15 protein-coding genes are annotated in these 15,847 nt (G+C 73.1%); 12 read left to right on the top strand and 3 right to left on the bottom strand.

Going from position 1 to position 15,847, the window contains the following annotated elements; translation table 11 throughout:
• Positions 1–12 precede the first annotated feature (12 nt).
• Positions 13–987 carry a DUF1177 domain-containing protein gene (locus tag ACTFAP_RS28320; RefSeq protein WP_500467791.1) on the bottom strand — a complete coding sequence of 325 codons (975 nt, stop codon included), beginning with the start codon at positions 985–987 and terminating at the stop codon, positions 13–15.
• Between the two features lie 272 nt (positions 988–1,259).
• Here ACTFAP_RS28320 and ACTFAP_RS28315 point away from each other — a divergent pair, with 272 nt between their 5' ends.
• Together ACTFAP_RS28315 and pepE are read left to right on the top strand one after the other, a co-directional pair.
• The gene (locus ACTFAP_RS28315; RefSeq protein ID WP_500467790.1) at positions 1,260–2,120 is read left to right on the top strand and encodes an IclR family transcriptional regulator; all 861 of its coding nucleotides are present in this window, start codon (positions 1,260–1,262) and stop codon (positions 2,118–2,120) included.
• Between the two features lie 83 nt (positions 2,121–2,203).
• Positions 2,204–2,935 (top strand): dipeptidase PepE, encoded by a 732-nt coding sequence (pepE, locus tag ACTFAP_RS28310; RefSeq protein WP_500467789.1) that lies wholly within the window; start codon positions 2,204–2,206, stop codon positions 2,933–2,935.
• An 89-nt stretch (positions 2,936–3,024) separates the two neighbouring features.
• On the opposite strand, the gene argG is transcribed toward pepE, so the two are convergent.
• Entirely contained in the window at positions 3,025–4,470 is a 1,446-nt protein-coding gene (gene argG / locus ACTFAP_RS28305) for an argininosuccinate synthase (protein ID WP_390124784.1), read from the bottom strand.
• Between the two features lie 152 nt (positions 4,471–4,622).
• Here argG and ACTFAP_RS28300 point away from each other — a divergent pair, with 152 nt between their 5' ends.
• Complete coding sequence (locus tag ACTFAP_RS28300) at positions 4,623–5,816, top strand: sensor histidine kinase (RefSeq protein WP_500467788.1); 1,194 nt, start codon at positions 4,623–4,625, stop codon at positions 5,814–5,816.
• Positions 5,810–6,223, top strand: coding sequence for a response regulator (locus ACTFAP_RS28295; protein WP_500467787.1), 414 nt, complete (start codon positions 5,810–5,812; stop codon positions 6,221–6,223). Before ACTFAP_RS28300 ends, ACTFAP_RS28295 begins: the two co-directional genes overlap by 7 nt.
• Before the next feature lie 13 nt (positions 6,224–6,236).
• On the opposite strand, the gene ACTFAP_RS28290 is transcribed toward ACTFAP_RS28295, so the two are convergent.
• Entirely contained in the window at positions 6,237–6,917 is a 681-nt protein-coding gene (locus ACTFAP_RS28290; protein ID WP_390124778.1) for a response regulator, read from the bottom strand.
• A gap of 645 nt (positions 6,918–7,562) precedes the next feature.
• Here ACTFAP_RS28290 and ACTFAP_RS28285 point away from each other — a divergent pair.
• The 8 genes from ACTFAP_RS28285 (at position 7,563) to ACTFAP_RS28250 (ending at position 15,815) form a co-directional block, all read left to right on the top strand.
• Entirely contained in the window at positions 7,563–8,228 is a 666-nt protein-coding gene (locus ACTFAP_RS28285) for a LuxR C-terminal-related transcriptional regulator (protein ID WP_390124776.1), read from the top strand.
• A gap of 8 nt (positions 8,229–8,236) precedes the next feature.
• Positions 8,237–9,040, top strand: coding sequence for a VTT domain-containing protein (locus ACTFAP_RS28280; RefSeq protein ID WP_495682936.1), 804 nt, complete (start codon positions 8,237–8,239; stop codon positions 9,038–9,040).
• A complete protein-coding gene (locus ACTFAP_RS28275) occupies positions 9,037–10,269 on the top strand; it encodes a sensor histidine kinase (RefSeq protein ID WP_390124772.1) in 1,233 nt (410 codons plus the stop codon). The genes ACTFAP_RS28280 and ACTFAP_RS28275 overlap by 4 nt, the downstream gene beginning before the upstream one ends.
• Positions 10,257–10,901 (top strand): response regulator transcription factor, encoded by a 645-nt coding sequence (locus ACTFAP_RS28270; protein WP_390124770.1) that lies wholly within the window; start codon positions 10,257–10,259, stop codon positions 10,899–10,901. The genes ACTFAP_RS28275 and ACTFAP_RS28270 overlap by 13 nt, the downstream gene beginning before the upstream one ends.
• A complete protein-coding gene (locus tag ACTFAP_RS28265) occupies positions 10,898–11,776 on the top strand; it encodes a DUF4097 family beta strand repeat-containing protein (protein ID WP_500467786.1) in 879 nt (292 codons plus the stop codon). Before ACTFAP_RS28270 ends, ACTFAP_RS28265 begins: the two co-directional genes overlap by 4 nt.
• Positions 11,777–11,939: 163 nt before the next feature.
• Positions 11,940–13,481, top strand: coding sequence for an MDR family MFS transporter (locus ACTFAP_RS28260; RefSeq protein WP_390124766.1), 1,542 nt, complete (start codon positions 11,940–11,942; stop codon positions 13,479–13,481).
• Positions 13,482–13,561: 80 nt separating this feature from the next.
• On the top strand, positions 13,562–14,551 hold the full coding sequence (locus ACTFAP_RS28255; protein WP_500467785.1) for a phosphotriesterase family protein: 990 nt from the start codon (positions 13,562–13,564) through the stop codon (positions 14,549–14,551).
• 19 nt (positions 14,552–14,570) lie between these two features.
• Complete coding sequence (locus ACTFAP_RS28250) at positions 14,571–15,815, top strand: Nramp family divalent metal transporter (RefSeq protein WP_500467784.1); 1,245 nt, start codon at positions 14,571–14,573, stop codon at positions 15,813–15,815.
• Positions 15,816–15,847 lie beyond the last annotated feature (32 nt).

Below are 15,847 nucleotides of genomic sequence, written 5' to 3'. Positions count from 1 at the left end.
GAGGTCGGGACGTCAGGACGGGAGCGACTGCAGGTGGGTCATGGGGCCGTACAGCTCGACGAGCCGGGCGAACTCGGCCGGGTCGTGGAAGCGGGCGGCGCCGCGGCCGAACTCCTTGGCCGTCTCGATGGCGAACCGGGCGGCGGCGGCGATGTCGCTCTCGTGGCTGGCGCCGGTGGCGCAGCCGGCGACGGGGGTCGCGGCGGTCACGGCCAGGCCCACCACGGGAGCGGTGGTGGCGACGGCGGGCTGGAGGATGGAGTTGATGTGGTGCACGTCGTTGCCGTAGGGCGTGATGTCCTGCGTGGTGACGGGCAGCACCCGGGCGGGCTCGCCGGTGACGCTCTCCAGCACGGACAGCAGGTCCTCGCTCACCCGCAGGATCCAGCCCTGGTGGATGGTGGGCGACAGGGCGATGCCCCGGTGGCTGAGCAGGCGGTTGCCCTTGGTGGTGTCGATGGAGATGATCGCCTCCATCGCGGGCGAGACCTCCTGGTGGTTGCAGGTCAGGGTGTCCACGGGGGAATCCATGAACGGCACCGGGTCGTGCGGCTGGGTGGGGGCCCAGCCGCTGACGTGGGTGGACAGCAGCACGTCGCCGTCGAGGACGTCGCCCCTGGCGTGCATGTCCAGCAGCTTGGCGGCGGCGGCCAGGGCGGCCACGGCGCCGTCGGCGTCGGAGACCATGCCGACGCGCTCGGGGCGGGCGCCCACCCCGCCGAGCCGGCCGAGTACGCCGAGGGTCGGGGCGTCGCCCCCGGCGAGGCGGCCGTTGCGGCCGGGGACGGTGACCGCGACGAAGTCGGTGCTGCCCTTGTCGCCGGTGAGAGTGGTCACCTCGACGCGGACGCCGGCGGGAGCGCCGGCGGTGTCACCGGTCTGGGCCGCAGCGGTGGCGTGCACGGTGCGCAGATGCTCGGCCAGCAGCTCCCCGCCGGTCTGCGGGCGGTCCAGCAGTTCGATGATGTCGAGGACGTGCTTGAGCACGGGAGGTCCTTTCACTGGGGGCGCGCCCGTAGGACAGAAGGGGTCTTCCGGGCCGCGCCGGCCGCGCCGTCGCGGTGCTGTGGGAGATGTCGCCGGCTCCGTCGTCGCCCCGGGGGATGGCGTGGGCGGGCGGGCCGGGCGGACGGGCCGGGATACCGGCGGGGCCGCCGTACCGGTCGGCCGTACGGGCGGCCGGTGCGCGTACAGAATCCGCGCGCTGTTCACCCTAACGCAATAGTTTCTCTATATGCGGGACGGTTTACACTCCTGGCATGACGGCGACCCATCCCTTGGGAGATCCCGTGTCGGAGAGCGTCTCCCCTCCGGCCGACCGGGACCAGAAAACCGACAAACCCCCGCTGCAGACCGCCGACCGGGTCCTGAGCCTGCTGCTCTCCTTCGACCGGGACCATCCCGAGTGGGGGGTGAGCGATGTCGCGGCCGAGTTCTGTCTGGACAAGTCGGTGGCCCAGCGGCTGCTCGCCGCCCTGGCCCACCGCGGCTTCGTGGTCTCCGACCCGCGCACCCGCCGCTACCGGCTGGGGCCCGCCGTGTGGCATCTGGCCAAGGTGTGGGAGCGCGACGGGGGCATGGCGAGCCTGGTACGGCCGGTGCTGCGCTCCCTGTCCGACACCGTCGGGTACGGGGTGCTGTTCGCGGTGCCGGACGGCGTGCACATGCGCTGCGTCGCGGCCGTGGACGGCGCCTCCGGGCCGCTGCGGGCCCACGATCTGACCGGCGAGCTGTACCCGGCGCACGCCGGGGCCACCTCGCGGGCGTACTTCGCGATGCTGCCCGCCAGGGACCGGGCGGCGCTGCTGTACGGTCGCCCGATGGCCCGGTTCGGCGAGCGGACGCTCACCGATCCGGTCCTCCTGGAGGAACGCTTCGCCGAGGCCCGGCAGAGCGGCTACGCCTGCTCGGAGGGCGAGTACGACAACGAGACCGCCGCGGTCGCGGTGCCCGTGCTCGTCGGGCGGCGGGCGGTGGGCACGCTGTCGGTCGCCGGGCCCAGCGGCTTCTTCGGGGAGCGTCCCACCGCCGTGGTCGCCCCGCTGACGAAGGCCGCCACCGACCTGGGCCGGCTGCTCACCCCGCTGCGTCCGCGCCGGGCCCCCGCCGACCCGCACTGAACCGGGCGGCCGGGCATTCGCTCGGCACCGGACCGACCTGACCCCACCCGACCCACCTCACCACCACGGAAGGAAGCACCCCCGTGCGCCTGCTGCTGCTCTCCAACTCCACCGCCCCCGGGCACGGCCCCCTGGAACACGCCCGTGAGGAGATCGCCGACGCCCTCGGCAGTGCCCGCCGGATGCTGTTCGTGCCCTACGCGCAGGCCGACCACGACGCGTACACGGCGGCGATCGCCGGGGCGCTGGCCCCGCTGGGGGTGGAGGTGCGGGGCGCGCACACCGCCGAGCGGCCCGCCGCGCTGCTGGAGGAGGCGGACGCGGTGTTCATCGGGGGCGGCAACAGCTTCCGGCTGCTGACCGCGCTGCACCGGCACGGCCTGATCCCGGCGATCCGGGCGAAGGTGGCGGCGGGGGCGCTGTACATGGGATCGAGCGCCGGCACCAACATGGCGTGCCCCACCCTGCGCACCACCAATGACATGCCGATCGTCCAGCCGCCGTCCTTCGACGCGCTGGGTCTGGTGCCGTTCCAGATCAATCCGCACTACCTGGACCCGGTGCCGGGCAGCACCCACATGGGCGAGACCCGGGCGAAGCGGATCGCGGAGTTCCACGAGGACAACGATGTGCCGGTGCTGGGGCTGCGCGAGGGCACCTGGGTGCGCGCCGATCACGGGCGGCTGACGCTCGGGGGCGTCGCGGCCGGCGCGGTGCTCTTCGGGCGCGGGCTGGCGCCGGTGGAGTACGGCCCCGGCGCCGACCTGAGCGCGCTGCTGAACACCGAGCCGGCCTTCGACAGCCCGCTGGGCTGAGCCGGGGGCCGGGGAGCCGGGAACGGAACGACGGGAGGGAGGGCCGGACGCCGCGGCGGCGTCCGGCCCTCCCTCCTTCCCGTCACCGGTCAGTCGTTGCCCAGCTCCATGGCGGCGCGGTCCAGCAGCTCGTCGTCGCCCGACACCTCACCGCGGGAGGCGATGGCCTCGGCCCCGCCCTCCGGCATGGCGCCGATCAGCCCGGTGGCGGCGGCCTGGGCGGCGCCGGTGGCCGGACCCGCCGGGCCGATCAGGCCGATCCCGGCGTACTGCTCCAGCTTGGCGCGCGAATCCGCGATGTCCAGGTTGCGCATGGTGAGCTGGCCGATGCGGTCCACGGGACCGAACGCCGAGTCCTCGGTGCGCTCCATGGACAGCTTGTCCGGGTGGTAGCTGAAGGCGGGGCCGGTGGTGTCCAGGATCGAGTAGTCCTCGCCGCGCCGCAGCCGCAGCGTCACCTCACCGGTGACGGCCGCGCCGACCCAGCGCTGGAGGGACTCGCGCACCATGAGCGCCTGCGGGTCCAGCCAGCGGCCCTCGTACATCAGCCGGCCCAGGCGGCGGCCCTCGGCGTGGTACTGGGCGAGGGTGTCCTCGTTGTGGATCGCGTTGACCAGCCGCTCGTACGCGGCGTGCAGCAGGGCCATGCCCGGCGCCTCGTAGATGCCGCGGCTCTTGGCCTCGATGATCCGGTTCTCGATCTGGTCGGACATGCCCAGGCCGTGCCGGCCGCCGATGGCGTTGGCCTCCATCACCAGTTCGACGGGGGAGGCGAACTCCTTGCCGTTGATCGTCACCGGCCGGCCCTGCTCGAAGCCGATCGTCACGTCCTCGGTGGGGATCTCGACCGAGGGGTCCCAGAACCGGACGCCCATGATCGGCTCCACGGTCTCCACCCCGGTGTCCAGGTGCTCCAGGGTCTTGGCCTCGTGAGTAGCGCCCCAGATGTTGGCGTCGGTGGAGTACGCCTTCTCGGTGCTGTCGCGGTAGGGCAGGTCGTGCGCGAGCAGCCACTCGGACATCTCCTTGCGACCGCCGAGCTCGGTCACGAAGTCGGCGTCCAGCCACGGCTTGTAGATCCGCAGCTGCGGGTTGGCCAGCAGGCCGTACCGGTAGAACCGCTCGATGTCGTTGCCCTTGAACGTGGAGCCGTCGCCCCAGATCTGGACGTCGTCCTCCAGCATCGCGCGCACCAGCAGGGTGCCGGTGACGGCGCGGCCCAGCGGCGTGGTGTTGAAGTACGCGCGACCGCCCGAGCGGATGTGGAACGCCCCGCAGGCCAGCGCGGCGAGCCCTTCCTCCACCAGCGCGGCGCGGCAGTCGACCAGGCGGGCGATCTCGGCGCCGTAGGTCTTGGCGCGGCCGGGCACCGAGGCGATGTCGGGCTCGTCGTACTGGCCGATGTCGGCGGTGTAGGTGCACGGGACGGCACCCTTGTCGCGCATCCACGCGACCGCGACCGAGGTGTCGAGACCACCGGAGAAGGCGATGCCGACGCGCTCGCCGGCGGGGAGGGAGGTGAGGACCTTGGACATGGGAAGAGTATGCACAAATACGCATGATCATGCAAAGTCGGGGGTTGGACCGGGAGATCATCCGCGAGACGGGGCACGCCTCCCCTTTTACGGCGGGAGACTCATTCGTTCGAGCGATGCCACCTCAGGGCGCGGCCCCTACTGTCTGGGCGATGACCCCGTTCCCGCTGCACAGGCCGCACGTCATCGATCCGCTGGTCGCCCTCGCCGCCGTCTCACCGGCGCTGCTGGATCAGGGCACCACCGACAACTCCCGGGCCGCGTGGACAGCCCTGCTGATCCACTCCGCGGTCGCCTTCTGCGGGCTGCTCATCAGGCGCCGGTGGCCGCTGACCGGGTTCGCGGGGATGCTGCTCACGCTGGCCGCCATGGAGATCTGGTGCGCGGCCCAGGAGGTCCAGCTCGGCAATCTGGCGGTGCTGCCGCTGGCGTTCTCGCTGTACGCGGTCGGCGCGTACTGCACACTGCCGCGCGCGCTGGCCGGGCTGTGCGGCGGCACCGTCGCGGTGTGCCTGGGGGTGATGATCAACCACGCCACCGCCACCACCGACTGGCGCGGCGGCTCGGACGTGTTCGCGACCGTGGCCCCGGTGCCGGTGGCCTGGGCGCTGGGCATCGTGGTGCAGAGCCACCGGCTGACCCTGGAGGCGGTACGGCAGCGGGTCGCCGACGCCCAGCGCGAGCACACCCTGCTGGCCGAGCGCGCGGCGGCGGCCGAGCGGGTGCGGATCGCCCGTGACATGCACGACGTGGTGGCGCACTCGCTGACCCTGCTGGTGGTGCACGCCGAGACGATGCGCGCCCGATCCGGCGACCTGCCCCCGTGGGCGAGCCGGCAGGTGGACGCGCTGGCCGCCGCCGGGCGGCAGGCGACGGTGGAGATGCGCGAGCTGCTCGGCGTGCTGCGCAACGGGACGCCGGAGAAGGCGCCGCTGGCCCCCGCCCCCTCGCTCGCCGAGCTGCCCGCTCTGATGGAATCCGCCCGGCAGGCCGGCAACCCGGTCCGGCTGGAGACCCGCGGCGATCCCGCCGGCCTGCCCAAACCCGTGCAGCTGACGTGCTATCGGATCATCCAGGAGACCCTCGCCAACGCGCGCAGGCACGCGCCGGGCGGCGCGGTGGCCATCGAGGTGGCGGTCGAGGCGAGCGCCCTGCGGCTGGCGGTGCGCTCGGAGACCTCCCCGTACCCGGTGGTGCCGGTCCAGGGGGCCGGCACCGGGTTGCAGGGGATGCGGGAGCGGGTGGCGGCGCTGGGCGGCGCGTTCGCCTCCGGCGACACCGGGGACGGCGGTTTCCTGGTCACCGCGTCCGTGCCACTTCCCGAGCGGGCGGCGCGGGCGTGGTGAGAGCGGAGCAGCGGCCGATCACCGTCGTGATCGCCGACGACGAGCGCACCATGTGCGAGAGCCTGGAGCTGATCCTGCACGCCCAGCCGGGTCTTGAGGTCGTGGGCACCGCGGCCGACGGGGAGACGGCGCTGCGTGTCTGCGCCGAGCTGCGGCCGGATGTGGCGCTGCTCGATGTGCGGATGCCGGGGGGTGACGGGCTGTGGGTGCTGTCCACGCTGGCCGGCCGGGGGCTGGTGGGGGCCGGCGGCATCCAGGTACTCATGCTCACCACCTTCGACAGCGGCCGGTACCTGGCGGACGCGGTCGCGCACGGGGCGCGCGGGGTACTGCTCAAGAGCCTGCCGTGGGAGGAACTGGTGGCGGCGGTACGGGCTGCGGCCGGCGCCGGCGGGCACCGGCCCTGAACGCCGGCGCAGGTCAGCACGGTCCGGCCCGCCGCACCAGGGCGGCGGCCTGGCCGCGATCGCGGCAGTCGGTCTTGCTGAGCAGCCGGGAGACATGGGACTTGACGGTGTGTTCCGACACCGAGAGCTGCTGGGCGATCTCCAGATTGCTCAGCCCCTCCCCCAGCAACCGGAGCACATCGCGTTCCCGGGCGGTCAGTCCGGCGAGCCGGGCGGCGTCGGAGGCGTCCACCGTGCGGTCGGAGCGGCCCCTGACGTAGCCGTCGATGATGCGGCGGGTCACGCTGGGGCTCAGGAAGCCCTCTCCCTGGGCTGCGGCCCTGACCCCGGCGAGCACCTCCTCGTACGAGCTGCTCTTGAGCAGGAAGCCGCTCGCCCCGCCCGCCAGGGCCTCGTCCACGTACTCGTCGAGGCTGAAGGTGGTGAGCATCAGGACCCGGCAGCCGCCGTGCCCCAGCAGCCCGCGGCGGGCCAGCTCGGCGAGCACCCACAGGCCGTCGCCCTGCGGCATGCGGACGTCCAGCAGCAGGACGTCCGGGCTGCGTTCGGCGCACTGCCGCACCGTCTGCCGGCCGTCGCCCGCGCTGCCGACGACGCACAGGTCGCGCTGCGTCTCCAGGATGAGCCGCAGTCCCTCCCGTACCACCGGTTCGTCGTCCGCGATCACCACGGACACATGGCGCTCCGTTCCCATCGTCACCTTTTCCCCAAGGTCGCGTGGCACGTGACCCGTTCCCCGCGGGAGCGAAGATGCCGCAGGCGTCCCCCTGGTCGGGGAGGACGCGAGAACAGCTGCCTTCACGGGCGGGTCTGTGTGCGGTGGTGTCATCCTTATGGACGACGCGTGGCGCTTCAAGGCCGCACCTCCGGCGCCAATGGGCCAACCGGTGGCAGTGCCCCGTAGCGGGTGGCGGGCGAGGCGCCCGTGGAAAACGCCTGGTGGCTCGCCGGGTGGCGGAGGCGGGCTCCGTCTCGCGGCGGAGGGGCGACCACCGCCGGCGGGGGCGGCATCATCCTCAAGAGTGCATGGGGCGGGCGGGGATGCATCCTTAGCGGCGATGCCCGCGTTCGCACAGGCGTGCTGTCATGAGCGAGCGCTCACGAGTTCCGCCGGTATCACTGCCACGCGCGGTGTCCCGACCACACACCGTCCCAACCGAACTGGCCTCACAGCTCTCCGCGCACGGTTATCGCGTCATGCGATCACGGGGCCCTGACCAGGAGTTGACTTCGCACCTGCCGTTTTCCCGGCAAGGCGGGCGGAGTTCGGGCGCGCGCCCGGATGCGGGATCGCGCGCCGTGCTTCACGCCTTTCGTGCCACTCCCCGACGGAGAACACATGCGTAACGAGCACCACAGCACCATTCGGATCGCCCTCGTCGACGACGAGGGGCTGGCGCGGGACAGCTTCAGTGCCGTCCTCACCCACGAGGAGGGAATGGAGTTGCTGACCGTCACGGATTCGCCCCGGGACGCGGTGATGACCGCGGAGAGAACGGATCCCGACGTGATCCTCACAGATCTGACGGTCGGCCAGGAGCGCTCCCTGGAAATCCTCGCCCAGGCCCAGGGTTTACGCGCGAAGATCATCGTCATCACCAGCCGGGACACCGAGGAGTCCCTCTTCCGTGCCCTGAAGCTCGGCGCCCGCGGCTATCTGCTGAAGTCCACCACCCGGCACGAACTCATCGAGGCGGTACGGGCGGTGGCGCGCGGCAACGCGTATCTGTGCCCGGTGATGGTCTCCCTCATGCTGGACCGCTTCAAGATCCTGCCGCCCGCCAACGGGCCGCACGGCGGCGCCTTCTCCGAGCTGAGCGAACGCGAGGTGGAGGTGCTCAAGGGGATCGCGCTGGGCATGTCCAACAACGAGATCGCCCAGGAGATGAGCCTGACCATCGCCACCGTGAAATCCCATGTCTCGAATGTGCTGTCCAAACTGGGGCTGCGCGACCGGCTCCAGGCCGGGATCCTCGCCCACCGCAAGGGCCTGACCCCGCACTGAGCGGCACTGTGGTACTCCGCAGTACGGGGGTGCGCGGCACCGCACGGCACCGGCCGCCCGGCCCCATGGCCGGGCCCGACGCCCGCTGGCAGACTGGCACCCGGCAAGGACCCGCCGCCGGCGGGACGGCCGGAGAGGAGCACCCGACGGTGGACGCGGACACCCTGGCGACGGCGGCCGGCCACGCCGAACCGTGGGCGTACGCGGTGCTGTTTCTGGCCACCGCCGCGCCGCTGGCGCCCAACGGCACCCTCGTGGTGGTCGCCGGGGCACTGGCGGCACGCGGCGACCTGTCGCTGCTGCTGGTGGCCACCGCCGTGCTGGCGGGCACGCTCACCGGCGATCTCGGGCTGTACGGCACGGCACGGCGGCTGCGCGGCCGGACACGGGAGCGCGCCCGGCCGCTGATCGCCGGGGCGCGCCGGGAACGGCTGGCCGGGCTGATCGGCGCGGCCTCGGCCCGGTTACGGCACGGCGGTGCCTTTCTGGTGCCGCTGCGTTTCGTGCCCTGCGGCCGGGCGACCGGCGCGGCGGCGGCCGGGCTGAGCGGCTATCCGGCGGCCCGCTACGCGGCGTTCGCCGTGCTGGCCGAGGTGACCTGGACCGGCCTGTACGTGTCCCTGGGATACGGCGGGCACAGTGCGGCCTCCGGGCCGGCCCCGGTGTGGGTGCTGGGCGCGGGGGCGGGCGCGATCGGCGGGGTGTGGTGGCTGCTCGCCCGGCGGCGTCGTGCCCCGGGCCGGCCGCCGGTCGCCGCTCTCCCCCTCACCGTCGCGCCGCTGTCGGCGGGCGCGGTCAGGAGCGCGGGATGAGCGGGCGGTGGCGGCCGGCCGCGGCCATGGCGCTGGCCCGTACGGTGCACGCCCTGCTGGACGTGGTGGCGGGCGTGGTGGCACTGGTGACCCTGATCGCGCTGCCGGTGACCGGGCACCGGCGGTGGCGCCGGGCCGGGTTCCGGCTGCGCCAGGACGTCCTGCTGCGCGCCGGGCGGGCCGAACGGGCCAGGCTGCGCTCGTGCGGCATCGCCGAGGTTCCGGACCCGTCCGCCGCCGTACCCCCGCCGCGCGCCGGGCGGCCCGCCGGTGACGCCGGCGCCGAGGCGTACCACGAGGTGCTGGCCGACACCGAGCGCCGCGCCCACTCCTGGCTGGTGTCCCGGGTGACGGTCGGTCTGCCGGTGGGCGTCGCGGTGCTGCTGTGCTGGTCCTTCGGGGTGGCGCTGGTGACCGCGCCGCTGTACCGCGCCGATCCGCAGTTCCTGGGCGAGGCGGTCCGGGTGCTGGCCGGGGCCGCCGCGCTGGCGCTGGCGCCGTGGATCGCGCACGCGCTGGCGGAGTGGGACGCCAGGACCGCGCTCCGGCTGCTGGGGCCGGGTGAACCGGCCCGACTGGCGGCCCGGGTACGGGCGCTGATCCGCTCGCGGGCCTCGGTGGTGGAGGCGGTGGACGCCGAGCGGCGGCGCATCGAGCGGGATCTGCACGACGGGGTGCAGCAGCAACTGGTGGCGCTGGCCCTGCTGCTGGCCGGCGCGCGGCGCACCGCGAGCCGGGTGGCGGACGGCAAGCGGCCGAGCGTGGATCTGCTGCCCTCCCTGGACCGGGCGCACGAGAACGCGCTCCAGGCGCTGACCGAACTGCGCGACGTGGCCTGGCGGGTGTATCCGGCCATTCTGGATGACCGCGGACTGGACGCGGCGCTGTCGGCGCTGGCCGAACGGTCGGCGGTGCCGGTGCGCATCGATTACCGGCTTCCGTGGCGGCTGCCGCCCGGCATCGAGCCAGTGGCGTACTTCGCGGTGTCGGAGGCGGTCACCAACGCGGCCAAGCACGCGGCGGCCGATCTCATCCGGGTGACCATCCGCGCGGAGGGCGAGCGTGCTCTCATAGTGATCGAGGACGACGGAGTGGGCGGCGCGGACACCTCGGGGGCGGGTCTTTCGGGGCTGATGCGCAGGGTCTCCGCCGTCGAGGGTGAGATGTCCGTGACCAGTCCGGTGGGCGGGCCCACCGTGATGACCGTGGAGCTGCCGTGCGCGTCGTGATCGCCGAGGATTCCGTACTGCTGCGCGAGGGGGTGGCGCGGCTGCTGGAGGACGAGGGGCACGAGGTGGTGGGCCGGGCCGGCGACGCGGTCGAGCTGATCACGGAGGTGGAGAAGCACACCCCGGACGTGGCGGTGGTGGATGTGCGGATGCCGCCGACCCACACCGACGAGGGGCTCAAGGCCGCGCTGCTGATGCGTCAGCGCTGGCCCTCGATGGGGGTACTGGTGCTGTCGCAGTACGTGGAGGAGCGGTACGCCACCGAGTTGCTCACCCATGACGCGGGAGGCATCGGCTATCTGCTGAAGGACCGGGTCGCCCGGGTCGAGGAGTTCATGGACGCCCTGGAGCGGGTCTCGCAGGGCGGTACGGCGCTGGACCCGGTGGTCATCCGGCAGTTGTTCGCGCGCAGCAAGCGCACCGATCCGCTCAGCACGCTCACCGAGCGCGAATCGCGGGTGCTCTCGCTGATGGCCGAGGGGCACACCAATGAATCCATCGCGCGGCAGGTGTATGTCTCCAGCAGCGCGGTGGAGAAGCACGTCAATTCGATTTTCCGCAAATTGGGCCTGGACATGGCGGAGGGTTCGCACCGGCGCATTCTGGCCGTGGTCCACTATCTGAAGTCATGACGCGCACGGACAGGGGCACGGAGACCGGCGCCGGACCGGAAGCGGGCGCGGGCCGGGAAGCGGGACGGGCCGGGCCGGGCGGCACCGTGCGGGAGGAGCAGCCGGCGCGCCCGGCGCCGGACCGCAGGCTGCTGATCACCGGCGGGCTCGCGGCGGCGTGCGTGGTGCTGTTCCTGAGCGTGTTCATCGCCTCGCACCTGACCCGCACCAGCGGGCAGCAGGAGACCGTCCACACCGGGGAGTTCGAGCGGATCGAGATCAGCGCGGTGAACGCGGTCACGGTGCGCGCCGATCCGGCGGCGGACGCCGTACGGGCCCGGTGGGAGCTGAGCTGGTCGCTGCTGGAGCCTCGGGTGATCGAGGAGGCGGACGGCGACACGCTGCGGCTGTCGGTGCGCTGCGCCGGGCTGCCGGGGCGCGGCTGCGGCTCCTCGGTGACGCTGACGGTGCCGCAGACGGCCGCCGTACAGGTGTCGGCCGGCGGCGCGGTGCGGGTGAGCGGAGTGGCCGGCGGCGTGGAGGTGGCGGGCGGCGAGGGCGCCGTGGAGGTCTTCGACAGCGCGGGCCCGGTGGTGCTGCACACCCGCGAGGGCGCGGTGACGGGCGCCGGCCTGGCCGGGCCGGCCCAGGTCTCCACCCGGAACGGGGACGTGTCGCTGAGCTTCGCCGCCGCGCCGTCCGAGGTGCGGATCTCCTCCCGGGACGGCTCGGTCGACCTGGCACTGCCCGAGCCGCCCGAGGGCTACGCCCTGGACGTCGCACAGCGCGGCGGCGCCGCGGACATCGCGCTCGCCTCGCGCCCCGACTCCCCCCGTACGGTCTCGGTCACCACCCGGGACGGAACGGTGCGGGTGCGTCCGGCGGGCGATTCCTGAATTCGCACGGGAGCATTCCGGCGGCCTCCCGCACTCATTCCCGAGGCGGTGCGGAAACCGACCGGAGAATGAACGGGATTCCGTCCGGGGGCCGATGAGCACATCTGCCGATTTCCCTAGCATGGAGGCGCTCAGCGTCCTTTCCAGGGAAGGCCGGTTCCGCGTGACCAGGAGCGAGACAGCCACGGCTGTCAGCACGGAGGAAGGCCCCGGGCGACTGCCCCGCCGTACCAAGGTGGCGTTGAGCGGGCTCGCGATGGCACTGCTGCTCGCGGTGCTCGACCAGACCATCGTGGCGACGGCGCTGCCCGCCATCGCCCGCGAGTTCCACGCCACCGGGTCGCTGTCGTGGGTGGTGACGGCCTATCTGATCACCACGGTGGCGTCCGCCCCGATCCACGGCAAGCTCGGTGATCTGTACGGACGGCGGCGGACGTTCCTCGTCGCGGTGACCATCTTCGTGGTCGCCTCGGCACTGGCGGGCGCCGCCACCAGCATCGAGATGCTGATCGCCATGCGCGCGCTCCAGGGTCTGGGCGGAGGCGGCCTGATGAACCTGGCCACTTCCGGCTTCGCCGATCTGGTGCCCGCCTCCGAGCGCGGCCGGGTGCAGGGGTACACGGGCGGGGTGTTCGCGATCGGCAGCATGGGCGGGCCGCTGCTGGGCGGGGTGTTCGCCGAGCATCTGAGCTGGCGCTGGATCTTCTACGTGAATGTGCCGCTGGGGGTGCTCTGCCTGGTCATCACCTATCTCTTCTTCCGGGTGAGCCACACTCCGCGCAGACCACGCCCCGCCATCGACTACACCGGGGCCGCGCTGCTGGCCGCCGCCGTCACCGCGCTGCTGCTGGTGACGGTGTGGGGCGGCACCGAGTACGCCTGGGGGTCGCCGCAGATCCTGGGCCTGGGCGCGGCGGCGGTGCTGCTGGGGACGCTGTTCTGGTTCCAGGAGCGGCGCGCGGCCGAACCGGTGCTGCCGCCGCGGCTGTTCCGCAACCCGGTGTTCGCGCTGGGGGTGCCGTCCTCCGGGCTGCTGGGCATCGCGCTGTTCGGCACGATCGTGTACGTCCCGCAGTTCGTCGAGGTGAGCCGGGGCACCGGGCCGACCGTCGCCGGCCTCGTGCTGGTGCCGACGATGGGGCTGGCGGTCGGCGCCGGGATGACGGCCGCGATCCGGGTGTCGGCGACCGGCCGCTACCGGCGGTTCCCCATCGCCGGTTCGCTGCTGGTGCTGGCCGGGTTCGGCGGGCTGACGCTGCTGGAGGCGCACACCCCGCTGTGGCAGTTGTTCATCCCGCTGGCGCTGCTGGGGGTGGGGGTGGGGCTGCACATGCAGCTGATGGTCTTCATCGTGCAGAACGCCGTACCGCACGCCGATCTGGGCACCGCCACGGCCGCCACCATGTTCTTCCGGGCGCTGGGCGGCGCGGTGGGCACCGCGCTGTTCAGCGCGCTGATGCTGCGCGGGCTGCGGGACTCGCTGCCGCAGGCCGCGCCGGGCATCGACCCCGACGACGCGTACAACGCGATCGCCCATCACACCGGCGGCATAGCGGAGTCGGCGCGCCCGGCGGTGGCGGAGGCGTTCGCCGACTCGATCCATCTGGTGTTCGCCGCCGCGATCCCGTTCGCCGCGGCGATGCTGCTGCTCGCCTGGTTCATCCCCGCGGTACCGCTGCGCCGCACGGTGCGCGACGGCTCGTAGGTCCTGTCCGACCCGTCCCGCCCGCCGCCCCGCTCCCCCGTTCCCCGCGCTGTCCTTCACCCACCGCCAAGGAGTCCCGCATGTCCCGTGTGTCCCGCATACCCACCGTGCTCGGTTCCGTCGCACCCGAGGACCTCGGCCCCACCCTGATGCACGAGCATCTGTTCGTGCTGTCCCCGGAGTACGTGCGTGACTACGGCGTGGGCGCCTGGTGGGACGAGGAGGAACGCGTCGAGGACGCGGCGCGCAAGCTGCGGGAACTGGCGGCGCGCGGGATCCGTACCCTGGTGGACCAGACGGTGCAGGGCATCGGCCGGGACATCCGGCTCATCCGGCGGGTCGCCGAGCGGGTGCCGGAACTGAACATCGTGGTGACCACCGGCCTGTACACCTTCGACGCGGTGCCGCAGCACTACGCCTTCCGGGGCCCCGGGCTGCTGCTGGACCAGCCGGACCCGATGATCGCCGACTTCACCAAGGACGTCACCGACCAGATCGCGGACAGCGGGGTGCGCGCCGCGCTGCTCAAGTGCTGTGTGGAGGCGCCGGGCCTGGTGCCCGGGGTGGAGCGGGTAGCCCGCGCGGTGGCGGCCGTGCACCAGGAGACCGGGGCGCCGATCAGCGTGCACACCGACAGCGGCAGCCGGGCCGGGCTGCCGGCCCTGGACCTGTTCGCGAAGGAGTCGGTGGACCTGAGCCGGGTGCTCATCGGCCACGCCGGGGACAGCACCGACCTGGACTATCTGATGGAGCTGGCGGACCGCGGGGCGACGCTGGGCATGGACCGGTTCGGCCTGTCGTTGTTCGGCGGCACCGAGGAACGGGCCGCCACCGTGGCCGCGTTGGCGGCGCGCGGCTACGCGGACCGGATGGTGCTCTCGCACGACGCGCACTGCTTCCCCGACTACCTGGCGCCCGACCCGGACGCGGTGAAGGCCAGGGGCCTGCCCGAGTGGAACTTCACCCACCTGAGCGACAACGTGCTGCCGCGGCTGCGCGAGCTGGGGGTCGAGGAGGCGGACATCCAGCGGATGCTGGTGGACAACCCGCGCCGCTTCCTGGCCGGTTGAGACGGGCGGGCAGCCGGCGATGAGCACCCCACGGCCGGTACGGCGGCGGCCCGCCGTCGTACCGGTGACGGCCCTGCGGGCCCTGGGCCCGGCCTTCGTGGCCGCGGTGGCCTATGTGGACCCGGGGAACTTCGCCACCAACATCGAGGGCGGCAGCAGCTACGGCTACAGCCTGCTGTGGGTGGTGATCGCCGCGGGCCTGGTGGCGATGCCGGTGCAGTTCCTGTCGGCGAAGCTGGGCATCGTCACCGGCCGTTCGCTGCCCGAGGCGTGCCGGGAGCGGTACCGGCCGCGCACCACCCGCGCGCTGTGGCTGCAGGCCGAGGTGATGGCGATGGCCACCGACATCGCCGAGTTCATGGGGACGGCGGTGGCGCTGGACCTGCTGTTCGGGATACCGCTGCCGGCCGCGGTCTGCCTCACCGGCGCCCTGTCGTATCTGATGCTGGGCATCCAGGCCAGGAGGCACCGCCCGTTCGAGATGGCCATCGCCGCGATGCTGTGCCTGATGTGCGCCGGCTTCGGCTATCTGATGCTGCGTTCGGGCGTGGACGGCGGAGCGCTGGTGTCGGGCCTGGTGCCGGGCGCCGCCGATCAGCGAGCGACGCTGCTGGCGCTGGGCATCGTGGGTGCCACGGTCATGCCGCACGCCATCTATCTGCACTCGGCGCTGGTGCGGCACCGCCACGTGGCCGGCAACGGCCGGGAGATCGAGCGGGCGCTGCGCGCCGAGCGGCTGGATGTGCTGGTGGCACTGACCCTGGCCGGGGTGATCAACGCGTCGATGCTGATCGTGGCCGCCGGGGCGTTCCACGGCTCCGGGCTGTTCGAGGTGGCCTCGCTCGAGGACGCGCACGCCGTGCTGGGCGCGTGGGTGGGGCCCCTGGCGGCGCTGGTGTTCGCCCTGGCGCTGCTGGCCGCCGGGCTCTCCTCCTCGGGCATCGGCACGCTGTCCGGGCAGATCGTCATGGAGGGGTTCACCGGGGCGCGGATTCCGCTGGTGGTGCGGCGCGGCATCACGATGGCGCCGGCGGTGCTGATCGCCATGGCGGGGTGGGATCCCACGCAGGCGCTGATCCTGTCCCAGGTGGTGCTGTCCTTCGGGATCGCCCCGGCGCTGGTGCCGCTGCTGCTGATCACCGGGGACCGCTCGGTGATGGGGCGGTTCGCCAACTCGCGGCCGGTGACGGTGGTGTACGGGGGGATCGCGGCGGCCATCATCGCGCTGAACGTGTTCCTGCTGTGGCTGGTCCTGGTGCCCTGAGCGGGGCCGGCGGCCGGTAGCCGGCCGGGCCC

Source organism: Streptomyces sp. PH9007 (assembly GCF_059813725.1).
This window is presented reverse-complemented; position numbering and strand designations above follow the sequence as displayed.

Bases quoted from the DNA above. Each gene is read 5' to 3' on its own strand.
- ACTFAP_RS28275 (WP_390124772.1), top strand. From the start codon at position 9,037: ATGAGCGGGCGGTGGCGGCCGGCCGCGGCCATGGCGCTGGCCCGTACG.
- ACTFAP_RS28300 (WP_500467788.1), top strand. From the start codon at position 4,623: ATGACCCCGTTCCCGCTGCACAGGCCGCACGTCATCGATCCGCTGGTC.
- ACTFAP_RS28255 (WP_500467785.1), top strand. From the start codon at position 13,562: ATGTCCCGTGTGTCCCGCATACCCACCGTGCTCGGTTCCGTCGCACCC.
- ACTFAP_RS28315 (WP_500467790.1), top strand. From the start codon at position 1,260: ATGACGGCGACCCATCCCTTGGGAGATCCCGTGTCGGAGAGCGTCTCC.
- ACTFAP_RS28285 (WP_390124776.1), top strand. From the start codon at position 7,563: ATGCGTAACGAGCACCACAGCACCATTCGGATCGCCCTCGTCGACGAC.
- ACTFAP_RS28250 (WP_500467784.1), top strand. From the start codon at position 14,571: ATGAGCACCCCACGGCCGGTACGGCGGCGGCCCGCCGTCGTACCGGTG.
- ACTFAP_RS28265 (WP_500467786.1), top strand. From the start codon at position 10,898: ATGACGCGCACGGACAGGGGCACGGAGACCGGCGCCGGACCGGAAGCG.
- argG (WP_390124784.1), bottom strand. From the start codon at position 4,470: ATGTCCAAGGTCCTCACCTCCCTCCCCGCCGGCGAGCGCGTCGGCATC.
- ACTFAP_RS28290 (WP_390124778.1), bottom strand. From the start codon at position 6,917: ATGGGAACGGAGCGCCATGTGTCCGTGGTGATCGCGGACGACGAACCG.